Raw genomic sequence first — 13088 nt, 5'->3', positions numbered from 1 at the left:
GACCGCTTACGATCGACGACTTTCCTTGGAACGTGACCTCATGGCCCGCATCCTTCTCGCCGAAGACGATGATTCCCTCCGCGGTTTCCTGGCGCGGGCGCTGGAACGCGCCGGCTTCGAAGTCCAGGCCTGCGCGGATGGCGAGGAAGCCGTCCAGCACCTGGAACATCCCTGGGACCTGCTGCTGACCGACATCGTCATGCCGGGCATGGACGGTATCGAGGTGGCCCGCCAGGCCGCCGCCCGCGACCCCAGCCTGCGCATCATGTTCATCACTGGCTTCGCCGCCGTCGCCCTCTCGGCCCAAGACCGCGCGCCGGCCGGCGCCAAGGTTCTGTCCAAGCCGGTCCACCTGCGCGATCTGGTCGCCGAGGTGGAAAAGATGATGGCCGCATAGGGCCTTCAAAAAGTTTCGCTAAAAGTTTTCGGGGCGGCTTGCGCACCGGCCAAGCCGCCGCTATACCCCCACACCTTCCCGGCCGGGACGTCTTCACGGAGACGCTTCGGATCGCTTCGGCGGACGCGTAGCTCAGCGGGAGAGCACTACGTTGACATCGTAGGGGTCACAGGTTCAATCCCTGTCGCGTCCACCATCCTCTTCCTGATAAATCAGTGACTTGCGGCGATACCGAGGATTCGATCCTCGACCGTCTTCCGCTGCCTCCTCTCTGCCTTCGCGCGCGCCCGCCGTCGGTGACGATCACGGCCGGCGCTGGGGCCGGGCTCCCGGGACCGGGGGTGTTTCAGCGCGCGACCGCTTCGAGTTCGGCGGCGTCGACGTGGTCGACGTGGCCGAAGCCCTTGCGGTAGTCGAGCACCGAGATCACCAGGGGCGTGACGCAGAACACCGCCATCGCCTGGTCGCCGACCGCGAAGGCGCTCTCCAGTTGAGGAAATCTGGCCAGGAAGAGGCGGCCGATGGCGATGAGTTGGTCGGGATCAGCCAGTCTGGCGGCCGAGCCGCTCATCGACAGGCCCCGGATCTCGCTCCAGTCGCCGTAAGGCAGGTTGATGGTGAGGGCCACGCGCGAATCGCGCGCCAGATTGTGGGCTTTCTGAGAGTCGGCCGAACAGCCGAAGTAGATCGAAAGTCCGTCGCTGACATAGGACACCGTGGTGGCCTGGGGCGCCCCGTCGTCGCGAAGGGTCGCCAGGGTCAGGTCTCTGCCAGCCTCCAGGACTGTCAGAATCTCGTGTCGCAGGGCGTGATCCATGGTGACCTCCAAGGCTGTCGGAAGATGATGCGCGTCGTTATCCTGTTGATCGTGGCGTCGGACGGCGCGGCCGGGGGGCGACGAGGTCCGCCCCAACCAGGGTGTCAGCGGGAGTCCGGGCGGCGCCTCGCCGGCGCTTCCGGCTCGTCGATGTCCAGAGACTTGATATAGGCCGTCAGGGCCGCGATCTCGGTCGACGAGAGGGGCTTGCGGGGCATGCGATAGTGGCCGACGGCGGAGATCGTCTCGAGCTCCCAGTCCAGACGCGTGTCCTGGTACCGGCGCGCGACCTCCTTGAAGGTCGGCGGCGCGCCGGTGGGCGATGCGCCTTCCAGTTGATGGCAGGTCAGGCACTTGTTGCTCGCCAGGACGCGGCCGGTATCGACGGCGCGCCCGCGCGCGACCTCGGCGGGAGAGACCCGGTCCAGGGCCGCGCAGCCCGCGAGGGTCGCCAGCGCCAGGGCGCCGAAAAGCATTCGATAGTTTCGCATGAAGCCTCCCATGCCGCTCCACGGCCTTGACGCGGTTATCATCGCCCGCCTGACCGGCGGAGATTTGACATGGAGCAACGCGCCTACGGGAAACTGCGGATGTCGGCCTGGCTGGCGCGGCGCCACAACGGCGCTGACCAAAAGGACCGCTGGTGGCCCGCTCCCTTTGCTTCCCAGGAGAACGGCAGTGAAGAACATTCTTTTGCTCGTCCACGGCGACAAGGGTCTGGAGGCCCGGCTGCAGGTGGCGCTGGATCTCGCTCGGGCGTTCGAGGGCCACATTCAGTGCGCCGACGTCACGCCCCTGACCCTCTATCCCGCCGATCCGATGGCATGGTCGAGCGGCATGCCGCTGGACGAGGACCGAAAGCTCGAAGTGGAGCTTCGCCAACGCCTTGAGCCGCGCCTGGCGGGCGAGGGCGTTTCCTGGAACTGGACCGAGAGCGTCGGCGACATCGGCGTCTGCCTGACCAACCAGTCGCTCCTGTCCGATCTCATCGTGGTCAATTGTCGGCGCGACGCTTTCCTCGCGGATCATCGTCGCGGCCTTGTCGGCGATCTGGCCGTCCACGCGCGTCGCCCGATCATCGCCGCGCCCGAGACGGCGGCCGGGATCAAGCTGGGCGGGGCGGCGATCGTGGCCTGGGACGGCTCGGCGCCCGCCGCGGCCGCGCTGCGCTCGGCGATTCCGCTGCTGTGCCTGGCCTCGGAGGTCCACCTGGTGACCGTCGGAGAACTGGATAGCGGGCCTTCGGCCGAGGACGCGGCCGTCTACCTGTCGCGGCATGGCGTGCGGCCCCAGGTTCATGCGATCGCGCGGGGCAAGGCCTCGCCGGACCGGGTGCTGCTGGACCTGGCCGACAATCTCCGCGCCGGCTACTGCGTGATGGGGGCTTACGGGAAGGGACGTCTCTCCGAAGCGCTGTTCGGCGGCGTGACGCGGCGCATGGTCGAGGCGGCCGCCCTGCCGCTGGTCCTCGATCACTAGACGCGTCGTCCGTCACAAATGTGTCAGGCAGGGCCGCTAGGTCAGCGCGGGGCTTGGCAGGGCGGGCGTAATGTTCAATTTCTCGGACGAGCGGACGCGATGGTTCATGAACCACGTCCTGCCCCACGAGCCTCGATTGCGGGCCTGGCTGCAAGGTCGGCGCAGCGCGGTCTTCGACGTCGATGACGTGATCCAGGAGACCTATACGATCCTGGCCGCCCGCGAGACGGTCGAGGATATCCGCAATCCTCGCGCCTATCTCTTCCAGGTGGCGCACTCGATCATCGTGCATCATGTGCGGCGGGCCCGCATCGTTTCGATCCGGGCGGCCGACGACCTGGAAGGCTTCGATCCCGCCGATCAGGCCGCCTCTCCCGAGCAGACGGCGATCGACCGCGATGAATTGCAGCGCCTGGCCGAGGCCATAGCGGCCATGCCGGGGCGAATGCGCGAGGCGTTCATCCTGCGCCGCGTGCATGACTTGCCGCAGCAAGAGGTCGCCAGGCGCATGAAGCTGTCGGAGAGTACGGTCGAAAAACATATCGGCCGAAGCTTCAAGTTCTTGATCCAGCGGTTCGGTGATAGCGGAAGACCCGGGTCTCGAGCCTCTAGGACTGTGAAAGCGGAGACCGCCGTCTTTGATCGCGCGAAAAACCAACGAGGACATTGACGACGTCGCGGTCGCGTGGGTCGCGCGGGAGGATCGCGCGCCGCTTTCCGAGGAGGACAAACAGGCCCTGCGGGTCTGGCTGGACGGGGACCCCCGCCGGCCGGGAGCCTACTTGCGCGCCAAGGCGGTGGCGATGCGCACCCTGTCCGCGCGCGCTCTGGGCGCCCACTACGATCCGGCCGGCTTCGGCGGCGCCGAGGGCGAGCAGAGGCCGTCGCGGCGGAGGATCATGGCCTGGGGCGGCGCGGCCCTGGCGTCCGCGGCCGTCGTCGGCGTCGCCATGGGCCTGCAGGCGCCCAGAGCCTACGCCACGGCCCGGGGCGAGATCCGGCTGACGCCTCTGGCGGACGGGTCGACGATGATGCTGAACACCCAGACCCTGGTGCGGGTGAAGTACGATCGCGACCGTCGGTTCGCGAGCCTCGATGAGGGCGAAGCCTATTTCACGGTTCTGCCAGATCCGGCTCGCCCGTTCGTGGTCGAGGTCGCTGGGCGGCGATTCAGCTCCACGAGCGGGGCGTTCCGAATCCGCAAGCTGAAAGGCGAGCCGCTCGACGTGCTCGTCCACGGCGGACGCCTCGACCTGACCAGCCACGCGCCGACCGGAGCCGAACGCGCCTTGGTGCTGGAGGCCAATATGCGGCTGACCGCGGCGGACAACGCCGCGGCTGTTCCGCGTCGCGCCTCGCAGGATGAGGTCCGGCGGGATCTCTTGTGGCGGGAGGGCCAGATCGCCTTCGAGGGGGAGACCTTGGCGCAGGCGGCGGCGAGTTTCGCGCGCTACAGCGACGTCCGCGTGGTGGTGCCGGATCCGGCCCTGGCCCGCGAGCCGGTGGTCGGACTGTTCGCCGCCAACGATCCCGTCGGCTTTGGCCATGCGGTCGCCGAGATGTTCGGCGCCACCGCGGAGGTCAGGAACGGCGCCGTCGTTCTCCAGCGAGGCTCCGGCGAAGAATAAAGTTTTGTGACGTATGGAGGGGCGACGCGCCGCCGAGCCTCTCTGCCCCCGAACACCGCGCCTTCAGCGGTCATCGGGGATAGAGACCATGGTTTCCCAACGCGCCCTCCTGGCGTGCGCCGCCGCCGGGGCGATGCTGTGCATTACGTCGCCCGCGCTCGCCCAGACACGAACCTTCAACGTTCCCGCGCAACCCGCCTTCAAGGCGCTTCCCGAATTCGCCCGGCAGGCTCGGATGCAGATCGTCGCGCCCGGACGCGACCTGGCGGGCATCCAGACGCCGGCGGTCGTGGGTGAACTGGACGTGCGTCTGGCCTTGGCCCGCCTGCTGGAGGGCACGCCGCTCGAGGTCGCGCGGGACAACGGCCAGGTGATCGTCCTGCGCTCGACAGCGCGCGGTTCTCGCGGCCAGGCCGGACGCGGGGCCATTTCCGGCGCGGTGATCGACCCGGCCACCGGCGAATATCTGCGCGACGCCACGATCCGGATGGTGACGAGCAACGGCGAGCATCGCGCGGCCGCTTCCGGGGAGCGGGGCGAGTTCCGGCTGACGGACGTGCCGGCCGGCGAGGCGCAGGTCACGGTCAGCTTTACCGGCTATCCCGACAGCAGCGTGTCGGTGACCGTCGAGGCCGGCAAGAGCCTGCAACTCGACCTGCGGCTCTCGCGGTCCGGCGCGGACGACGCGACCAAACTGGGCGAGGTCGTGGTCATCGCCTCTCAGCGCGACGGCGACGCGCGGGCGATCATGAGCCAGCGTCAGTCGATGGACATCAAGAACAGCCTGTCCTCCGAATCGTTCGGCGACATCGCCGAGGGCAATGTCGGCGAGTTCATCAAGCTCATGCCGGGCGTCGACACGAACGGCGAGGGCGACGACACGGTGCGCTATGTCCGCCTGCGCGGCCTGCCGTCGGAATATACCTCGGTGACCGTCAACGGGGTCAGCATGGCCGCCGCCGACGCCAATGACGGCTCGACCACCTCGCGCTCGTTCAGTTTCGAGCAGGTGTCGCTGAGCAGCATCGACTCCATCGAAATTTCCAAGACCATTAGCGCCGATGTCGACGCCAACGCGCCGGCGGGCGCCCTCAACCTGCGCACCAAGCGCGCCTTCGACCGCAAGGGCCGCCGGGTCTCCGCCCAGCTCAATGCGTTCACGCATTCGGATCTGTGGAACGACAGGGAAACCGGCCCGGACGAAGGCCGACGCGGCGGCAAGTTCCTGCCGAGCGGCCAGATCGAATATTCGGATGTTTTCTTCAACCGTCGTCTGGGCGTCGTCGCCAGCGTCAGTCAGTCCAGAACCTACACGGAAATGGAGCAGACCTACTATCCGCGCAGCTACGTCCCGACCGCGGTCAGCCCGGAGCCGATGGCGCCGAACACCATCTACGCCCACATGCGCGGACAGGAGGTGTCGCGTTTCGCTTCATCCCTGACGCTGGATTTCAAAGCGACGGACCGGCTTATCCTGTCCTTGGCCGGCATCTACAATCAGTCCTATCTGTGGTCGGGCCAGCGCACCTGGATATTCACCACCGATGCGCGGACTCGCGGCGTCATCGGCGACGCCATGACTGATTTCACGACGAAAAAGACGGCGTCGGCCACCGCGATTACCGCTCAGAACAACGCTATTTCCAAGGAGGGAAAGGGTAAGACCTTCATTCCCAGCTTCGAATATCAAGGCGATCATTTCGGGCTCGACGGCAACCTGTCCTATTCGGACTCGACGTCGACCTATGATCCCCTGGGCAAGGAAGGCTCCATCTTCAACCTGGTCACCTCGCCCACGGCGACCGGCAATTTCGCGGTGAAGCGTTCCGGCCTTATGGCCCAGGACTGGCGGATCACCCAGATCGACGGCCCGGACTGGAATGATCCGACCAGTTTCAAGGCCGCCAATATCACTCTCAACACACAGGACGGCCGTTCCGCCCGCACCGAACTGGTCGGCGGCGCGTTGAACCTCACCGTCCCGGTAAAAATCCGCTCGACCCAACTGACGATCAAGACCGGTCTGAAGGCCAAACGCGCGGTCTATGATTTCAAGAATGAACGCAGCGCCTATCAATACCGCTATACGGGCCCCTTGACCGTGGCGCAGTTTCTCGCCGACACGTCCAGTATAAACGAACTATCCTTCAATGATCTCGGTATCAAAGTCGCGTCGATTTCGGGCGACTCGGCGCTCTATACCCCCAGTAATATAAAGATGGGGCAGTTCTTCCTCGCGCACCCCGACCAGTTCACGCAGGCATTGACGGCGGACAACTACTATACCGCCTTTATCGCCAACACCCGTCATTTCGAAGAAGACACTAACGCCGCCTATCTGATGGCGACGGCGGAAATCACCGACAGGATCACCGGACGGCTGGGCCTGCGGTGGGAGGAAACCGAGACGCGCGCGCGCGAGTTCGATCCGTTGACCGCGGCCGTGGTCAAGGCGGCTGGATACGCGGTGTCGGCTTCGACCGGGCGCGCCACGACGATCGACGGCCTGAAGTATCAGTACGAGAGCCGGCCCAGGATCGACCGGGAGGGCTCCTATGACTATTTCTTCCCCAGCGCCTCGCTGAAGGTCGCCATCAACGACAGCACCGATTTCCAGCTGGGCTACAGCCGCACCATTCGCCGGCCGGAAGTCAACGTGCTGGCCGGCGTGTGGTCGGTCAATGACGATCTGCAGATCGTCACGGCGCCGAACCCGGGGCTGAAGCCCGAACTGTCGGACAACATCTCCGTACGCATCGCCCACTACTTCGAGCCCATCGGGGTGGTGGCCATCAACTATTACCGCAACAAGGTCAAAGGCCTCTTCCAGACCGAGGATCTGACGGCGGAAGAATTCGGCTACGCGGGCACGGACTACGCGAACTATATGTTCCGGACCACCAGGACCGCCGGCGGCGACGCCATCAACATCAATGGCTTCGAGATCGAATTCAATCACGCGCTAGCCTATCTGCCGGGCGTGTTGAGCGGTCTTTCGGTCAAGGGCTCCTATACCCAGACCAATCCGGAAGCGCCGATCGCTCTGTCGGCGCGTCACTTCGGTTCGCTGGCCTTGGCCTACAAGAAGGGGCCTCTCAGCTTCAACCTCAACACCGTCATGACTGGGCGCAAGCTGAACAGTGTTTCGACGGGGTCGTTCATCGAGCCGCGTACGGACATGAGTTTCTCGGGAGCCTACGCCGTGCGCCAGAATGTGCGCCTCTTCCTGTCGATGCGTAACCTGCTGAACGAGAACACGAACATCATACTGCCGGGCGTCGACACGCCGAACGGTCCGATTGGCGACCATGCCGGCGACTACCGCGCCTATGGCCGGAGCGCCACGCTTGGCCTTCGGCTGACCTTCTGAGGTGGCGGCGATGCGTCCGCAAAGATCCGGCCTTGATCGCCGGAAGTTCCTCGCGGCGGCGGGCGGTCTGGCGCTATTCGCGGGGCCGGATCGCGATGCTCGGGCCTGGGTCGCGCCGAGGTTCGCCGACTATCCGTTCTCGCTCGGCGTGGCCGCCGGCGACCCCTGGCCCGACGGCTTCGTGATCTGGACCCGCCTGGCGCCCCGGCCTCTGGAGGCGCATGGCGGGATGCCGACCCTGGCGGTCCAGGTTCGCTGGGACGTGGCGGAGGACGAACGGTTCGAGCGGATCGTCCGGTCGGGCGAAGCCATCGCGCGGCCCGAACTCGCCCACAGCGTTCATGTCGAGATCGACGGGCTGCGGCCCCGCCGCCCGTACTGGTATCGCTTCCGGGTCGATGGCGCCGAGCCCAGCGCGGCGGGCCTGGCCTGGACGGCGCCGGCGTCCGGCGACCAGCCCGAGCGGATCCGTCTCGCCGTGGCCGGTTGCCAGGCCTATCCCAACGGCTGGTACGACGCCTGGCGCCACATCAGCCGCGAGCCGGATCTCGCCGCGGTCTTCCACTACGGCGACTACATCTACGAGGGCGGCCGCAGCGACTACGTCATCACCGACGCGGCCGGCGCCGTCGTCGAGCGCAACCACCTCGGCGGCGAGGTCTACAGTCTCGACGACTACCGGCGGCGCTACGCCCTCTACAAGACCGACCCGGACCTGCAGGCGGCCCACGCCGCCGCGGCGTTCATCGTCTCGTTCGACGACCACGAGGTGGACAACAACTGGGCTTCGGCCTTCGACCAGGATGGCACGCCGCCCGAGGTGTTCCTGCTGCGCCGCTACGCGGCGATGCAGGCCTGGTACGAGCACATGCCTGTCCGCAAGGCCCAGTTCCCGCGTCCCGACGGCCTCGTCATGCACCGGCGGCTGGACTACGGGCGGCTCTTGCGGATGCACGTTCTGGACACGCGCAGCTACCGCAGCGACCAGCTCTGCGACCGGGCGGGACAGGCCCATTGCCGGGCCGAGGACGGATCGGACGCCACCATGCTCGGCGCCGCCCAGGAGGCCTGGCTGGGCGAGGGACTGAACAACGGCGCGCGCTGGAACCTGATCGCCCAGCAGGTCTTCGTGATGCCCTTCGTCCGGCGCGGATCGGCCGGCGAACGCATCGTCTCCAATGACACCTGGAACGGCTATCCGGCGGCCCGGGCGCGACTGGTCCGCGCCATCACCGAACGCAGCCTGACCAATGTGGTGATCGCCACGGGAGACGCGCATATCCACGCGGTCGGTTCGGTTCCGCTACGCGATGAAGAGCCGGGCGGGCCCGCCGCGGCGACCGAATTCCTGGCCACTTCGATCTCATCCGCCGGCGATGGCGCGCCGATGACGCCGAACCTGCGCTCCGCGCTCGAGAACAGCCCCAATCTCGCCTTGGCCAACGCGCAGCGCGGCTACCAGACTTTCGACATCACGCCGAACGCGTGGCGAACCGACGTCAAGGTGCTGGACAAGGTGCAGTCGCCTGGCGGCGCGCTCGACACCCTGGCGCGGTTCGCCGTCATGCCGGACCGGCCCAAGCTGCACAGGCTGTAGTGTGCTGGATTTGAAGTTCGCCCGCGCTTGGATCGGGCTCTGAGCGAACTTCGGAATCGGGACACTAGCCTGTCGCTGGCCGTTCCTGTCGCCCCGGACGGAGCGGCCTTGCATCATCAGGATTCCTGTTGACCCCGGGAGCGGGTGACGCGGGCGGTGTTGGCGACCGCGGAAAGCAACTCATAGGCATTGATCGGCTTGCCGACGAAGCCGTCCATTCCCGCGTCGAGGCACTCGGCGATCTCTTCGCTGGAAGCGTTGGCCGTCACCGCGATGATCGGGGTTGCGGCGACCTCTCCGCCGAGCCTCCTGATCCGTCGCGTGGCCTCCAGTCCGTCGAGCTGGGGCATGTGAACGTCCATCAGGATCAGATCGAACCGCCCCGACGCGGCGGCCGCGACCGTCGACAGGCCGTCCTCGGCGAACTCGTAGCGGAGACCCGCCTCGTCCAGCAGGATCGCGATCACGCGGCGATTGAGCGGATGATCCTCGGCCACGAGGATCAGGGGATCGAAGTCGATGGAGTCGGGCGAAGCGGATGGCGTGGGCGTCTGGCTCGACGGACTGACGCGTGGAAGGATCACGTCGACCGTGAAGGTCGAGCCCGTCTGGAGGCCGGGCTCGGCTCGGATGTCGCCGCCCATCATGGCGACCAGCTCCCTGCAGATCGCCAGGCCCAGTCCGGCGCCGCCATGACGGCGCGTCGTACTGGCGTCGCCTTGCACGAACGGCTCGAACAAGCGCTCAAGCTCGCATGGCGCGATGCCCGGGCCGCTATCGGAGACGGAGAAGGTGACGCGATCCGAATTCCTGTCCCCGGCGGCGCGCAGGCTGACGGCGCCGCGCTCGGTGAACTTGATCGCGTTGCTCAGGAGGTTCGAAAGCACCTGCCGCAGTCGATGGCCGTCGGCGAGAGCGGCTTCAGGCAGATCCACGCACTCGACATGGAGCTTCAGATCCTTGGCCTCGGCCGCGAAGCGCCAGACCTCGGTGATGGCGAGCACCAGCTGGCCAAGGTCGATCGGCGCCGGGTCCAGCGAGAGGGCGCCCGACTCGACGCGCGCCAGGTCCAGCACTTCATTGAGGATCGACAGAAGGGCGTCCCCCGACGACTTGATGAGCTTGGCCATCTCGAGTTCCGCGGCGGGCAGAGGGCGCTTGGCCAAGGCGTCGGCGACGGCCAGGACCCCATTGAGCGGCGTTCGCAGCTCGTGACTCATGATCGCCATGAACCGGGACTTGGCCTGGCTGGCTTGCTCGGCCTCCTGCCTGGCGGCCTGGGCCTCTCGCGTGCGCTCCTGGAGGTCACGCTTTCGCGCCGTCAGGTCCTGGCCCAAGACGCGAAGCTCTTCGACCTGCTGGCGCAGACGCTGATTGGCGAGCGTCAGGGCGGCGTCGACCCGGAGGCGCTCGTCGATGTCCCGACAGACGCCGATGAACTTCCGGGCGCCGCCGATCGTCGCTTCACCAACCGACAGCTCGATGGATACGCGGCCGCCATCGCGTCGTGTCAGGCTAAGGGGCCTTGGACCCGCGTTCAGAATGCCGCTGCCGCCCGTCTCCAGGTAGCGTGTGACACGGACCTGATGCGTGTGGGCGTCGTTCGAGCTCATCAGCACCGACAGGGGCTCGCCGACGAGCGAACCTGGCGGCCAGCCGCCCAGGGTGTGAGCCGCGGGGTTGGCGTTCTCGATGACGCCATTCACGTCGATCACGAAGATCGCATCGGCGGCGTTGTCCAGGATCGCGTTCAGGCGGTCCTCGGCGGCGGAATGGGTCTCTCGCGGAAAGAGCACGATCTGGGTGGCGGCGTCGTCGCCCTCGGCCTGGCGGCAGGAGAGGGCCGACCAGCCCAATGCGGTCAATGCCTCATCGTTCGCCGGTCCCGTGGGCGCGCGCGCGAGCCTGCGCAAGAGCGTCCGCGCGGTCCGCTCTGGAACCTTCAAGCGCTGGCTGACCAGAGCGATCGCGTCCGTGGTGTTCAGGATATCTCGGTCGCCCGCTATACAGCGAACCAGCGTTCCGGCGCTCTCGAACTGTAAGACGATCGGCGCGATAGCGCCCGATCTTGCCGCGTCCTCAGAGGTATAGTTAGCGCTAACTACAGGGCAATTTCGAGCGGGTCTTGTCGCCATAACTTCCTCGAATCGGCTCTCGACACGAGCGTGACACGGTGACGTCTGGCGTTGCTCATCCCTATGGCTAGGCGCCGTACCGTAAGTTGCGGCAGATCAATTCCTTGCGGTTCGATTTCGTCAAAATACTAGCCAGAGGGCTAGGTGACGCGCCAGGATAGATTCCCTATTTGCTGTGGGGGTATTTGGCGGCGCCACTAAGTTTATCGACGTAGGTCAGCAATGAGGGTGGCGATCTTAGGCTCGGACATGGAGCGCGCGGCGATGCTGCGGAACATGGTGGCCGAAGCGATCGGAGGCGAGATTTTCATCGGCGTCCAGACCGCCCAACTCCCGGCCGACGTGACATTCGACTTGCTTCTCCTGGACGTGCCAGCCACCGCCGACCCGGCCGACAGCTTCGCACAGGTCGCGAATCTGCGGGCGCGACAGCGTGTCCTGTTCGCCCCTCGATGTGACCTGGACCTCGCCAAGCTCGCCTATGCGCAGCGTTTCCAGGGCTTTATTGGAGAGCAGATCACCCGGGAGATGCAGCACGCGATATTGCGGTTCATCGTCGCCGGCGGCGAATATTTTCCGTGGGTCGACAAGGGTAAACTGCAGGAGCGGCCGTCGGTGGAGCGGCTGTCCAAACGGCAACGCGAAGTGCTTGGTCATTTGCTGAACGGCAAGACCAACAAGCAGATCGCCGACGCGCTCAGCATCTCTCTGGCGACCGTGAAGCTGCACGTCCAGGCCATCCTGAGCGAGGCGGGCGCCCGCAACCGCACGGAAGCCGTCGTCCGGTTCGGTGGGCTTGGCCGAGCGGGTCTCGGGAAGGACGTCTGACTGTCCGAGTTTGCGGATGCGCGAGCCGCCCGCGGCAAGGGGGCGCGCTTCCCAGGATTCCGTCGGCGAGACCACCTTCCGGCGTCGCCATGGGGCTCTAGGTCATGTCCGGGGTCTGGTTCCACATCATGCGGCTGATCTTGACGGCGCCCGCGACGTCTCGAAACTCCCAGATCTCGCGGGAGTGATCGACCTGGGTGGGGGCGCCGCTGTCGAAGCGTATCGTCTGCGTGCCGTGCAGGGCCGCCAGGCCGAAGTCGTCGCGGACGACAAGCTCCGCGGCCTCGAACACCGGCTCGATGTGGCAGCCGCTGATCACGCCCGCGAAGCCTTCGGCGATTTCCCGCCGGCCGATCCGCGTCTCGCGGCCAAGGGGCCACCAGACCCCGTCCTCGGTGAACAGGCTGGCATAGCCCTCGACGTCGCCCGTGCGCACGAAGTGGGGCTGCACCTCCTTGAAGATGCGCTCGATCCGCTCCCTGGTGATCATGCGGCCGCCTCCCGACGCCGGCACGATGCGCCTAGTAGCGACTTTCGATAAAGTTGTATCGAGAATATATTCCCTTTTAAGGGGTGTGCGTCCCGGCCAACGCGAGGCTGACGTCTAGATGGGCTCGCTGATCGGCTGGAAGCTGGCCGGGTCCAGCCCCTCGTCGACGCCTTTGACGTAAAGGCCTTCGGCGTGGTGATGGTAGTCCTCGACCTCGTAGACCTGGCCCGAATAGACGCCCAGATGCGGCAGGCTCACCCCGGTGCGCAGCAGCATGTCGCCCTGGCGGAAGATGCGTTCGCTCATGGTGGCTCCCTCGTGTGACGACGAAGCGTGCGGCGCCGGAG

12 protein-coding genes and 1 tRNA gene are annotated in these 13088 nt (G+C 66.4%); 8 read left to right on the top strand and 5 right to left on the bottom strand.

From position 1 onward, the window contains the following. Window positions 1–40: 40 nt before the first annotated feature. Together cpdR and AC1RNC_RS11505 are read left to right on the top strand one after the other, a co-directional pair. The gene (gene cpdR, locus AC1RNC_RS11510) at window positions 41–397 is read left to right on the top strand and encodes a cell cycle two-component system response regulator CpdR (RefSeq protein WP_004616083.1); all 357 of its coding nucleotides are present in this window, start codon (window positions 41–43) and stop codon (window positions 395–397) included. A 121-nt stretch (window positions 398–518) separates the two neighbouring features. Continuing rightward, window positions 519–593 (top strand) — tRNA-Val (locus tag AC1RNC_RS11505). 150 nt (window positions 594–743) lie between these two features. Here the strand turns inward: AC1RNC_RS11505 and AC1RNC_RS11500 are convergent. Together AC1RNC_RS11500 and AC1RNC_RS11495 are read right to left on the bottom strand one after the other, a co-directional pair. Next, window positions 744–1214: a pyridoxamine 5'-phosphate oxidase family protein gene (locus tag AC1RNC_RS11500; RefSeq protein ID WP_492886320.1), complete on the bottom strand. Its 471-nt coding sequence runs from the start codon at window positions 1212–1214 to the stop codon at window positions 744–746. Between the two features lie 104 nt (window positions 1215–1318). Then, window positions 1319–1705 (bottom strand): c-type cytochrome, encoded by a 387-nt coding sequence (locus AC1RNC_RS11495; RefSeq protein WP_492886318.1) that lies wholly within the window; start codon window positions 1703–1705, stop codon window positions 1319–1321. A 187-nt stretch (window positions 1706–1892) separates the two neighbouring features. Here AC1RNC_RS11495 and AC1RNC_RS11490 point away from each other — a divergent pair, with 187 nt between their 5' ends. The 5 genes from AC1RNC_RS11490 (at window position 1893) to AC1RNC_RS11470 (ending at window position 9288) form a co-directional block, all read left to right on the top strand. After that, window positions 1893–2693, top strand: a complete 801-nt coding sequence (locus tag AC1RNC_RS11490) for a universal stress protein (RefSeq protein WP_492837183.1) — start codon at window positions 1893–1895, stop codon at window positions 2691–2693. A 70-nt stretch (window positions 2694–2763) separates the two neighbouring features. After that, window positions 2764–3363 (top strand): RNA polymerase sigma factor, encoded by a 600-nt coding sequence (locus tag AC1RNC_RS11485; protein WP_492886315.1) that lies wholly within the window; start codon window positions 2764–2766, stop codon window positions 3361–3363. Continuing rightward, on the top strand, window positions 3332–4321 hold the full coding sequence (locus AC1RNC_RS11480; RefSeq protein WP_492886313.1) for a FecR family protein: 990 nt from the start codon (window positions 3332–3334) through the stop codon (window positions 4319–4321). Before AC1RNC_RS11485 ends, AC1RNC_RS11480 begins: the two co-directional genes overlap by 32 nt. An 88-nt stretch (window positions 4322–4409) precedes the next feature. Beyond that, on the top strand, window positions 4410–7691 hold the full coding sequence (locus AC1RNC_RS11475; protein WP_492886311.1) for a TonB-dependent receptor: 3282 nt from the start codon (window positions 4410–4412) through the stop codon (window positions 7689–7691). Between the two features lie 10 nt (window positions 7692–7701). Then, complete coding sequence (locus tag AC1RNC_RS11470) at window positions 7702–9288, top strand: alkaline phosphatase D family protein (protein WP_492886309.1); 1587 nt, start codon at window positions 7702–7704, stop codon at window positions 9286–9288. Window positions 9289–9404: 116 nt separating this feature from the next. Here AC1RNC_RS11470 and AC1RNC_RS11465 read toward each other — a convergent pair whose 3' ends face one another. Further along, window positions 9405–11153, bottom strand: a complete 1749-nt coding sequence (locus AC1RNC_RS11465) for an ATP-binding protein (RefSeq protein ID WP_492886307.1) — start codon at window positions 11151–11153, stop codon at window positions 9405–9407. 492 nt (window positions 11154–11645) lie between these two features. Between AC1RNC_RS11465 and AC1RNC_RS11460 the strand changes: the two genes are divergently transcribed. Next, window positions 11646–12251 (top strand): helix-turn-helix transcriptional regulator, encoded by a 606-nt coding sequence (locus AC1RNC_RS11460; protein WP_492886304.1) that lies wholly within the window; start codon window positions 11646–11648, stop codon window positions 12249–12251. A gap of 97 nt (window positions 12252–12348) precedes the next feature. Here the strand turns inward: AC1RNC_RS11460 and AC1RNC_RS11455 are convergent, their stop codons facing one another. Then, entirely contained in the window at window positions 12349–12741 is a 393-nt protein-coding gene (locus tag AC1RNC_RS11455; RefSeq protein WP_492886302.1) for a YybH family protein, read from the bottom strand. Between the two features lie 114 nt (window positions 12742–12855). Continuing rightward, window positions 12856–13047 (bottom strand): hypothetical protein, encoded by a 192-nt coding sequence (locus tag AC1RNC_RS11450; RefSeq protein WP_125155443.1) that lies wholly within the window; start codon window positions 13045–13047, stop codon window positions 12856–12858. Between the last annotated feature and the right edge of the window lie 41 nt (window positions 13048–13088).

Source organism: Caulobacter sp. GW822-FHT01G02 (genome assembly GCF_058802865.1).
The sequence above is the reverse complement of the archived record's forward strand: the minus strand, read 5'-3'. Positions and strand labels throughout refer to the sequence as shown.